Here is a 595-nt window from a genome sequence, read left to right as displayed (position 1 = left end):
AGCGGCTACCAATCTCCCACTTCACACTGTACTTCACACCGCGAATCGGGTTTCCTGACCTCAGGAGGGGACAAAATGAACAATTCTGTAGATGATCCGCTATTTGGAATCATCCCAGAAAGGATGACGCTCGCTAATGCACCAATTGCGTACGTCATAGCTCAAGTTCAATTCCCCTCTATTATGCGCATCAGGGATGACAGCTATATAGTAGAGTTTCAGGACCGCATTCGAAAAGTCTATCCTTTTGTAGAAAGGATAGAAGCAGTGCCTCTACCTATACCGGGCAGTGCACCGGAGATTAGTGGCACTGAGGTCCATTGGAACTTTAGTAGTGTTGATAAAAAGTGGCGCGTTGTTCTCGCAGCAAATGCAATTACGCTAGAGACTAAAGATTACAATGGGCACATCGACTTTATTAAGCGGTTCGGTTTTATCCTGAATGCTCTGGCCGATACGGTTCAGCCGACAGTTATGATCCGAATTGGCTATCGATATATCAATAGGCTTCAAAGTCCGGAAGACCTCTCGAATATTCAGATTCTTGTACGTGAAAATCTTATTGGTTTGGCTGATGCTAAGATTCGAGAGAATG

General features: G+C 44.9%; 1 protein-coding gene. It reads left to right on the top strand.

Translation table 11 applies throughout. The annotated features are described in order from the left end of the window. Window positions 1-75: 75 nt before the first annotated feature. Window positions 76-595, top strand: a 520-nt coding sequence (locus CK240_RS18480; protein ID WP_135058952.1) for a TIGR04255 family protein, incomplete at its 3' end; no start/stop codon positions are given.

Source organism: Paracoccus salipaludis, assembly GCF_002287065.1.
GTDB classification, from domain to species: domain Bacteria; phylum Pseudomonadota; class Alphaproteobacteria; order Rhodobacterales; family Rhodobacteraceae; genus Paracoccus; species Paracoccus salipaludis.
This window is presented reverse-complemented; position numbering and strand designations above follow the sequence as displayed.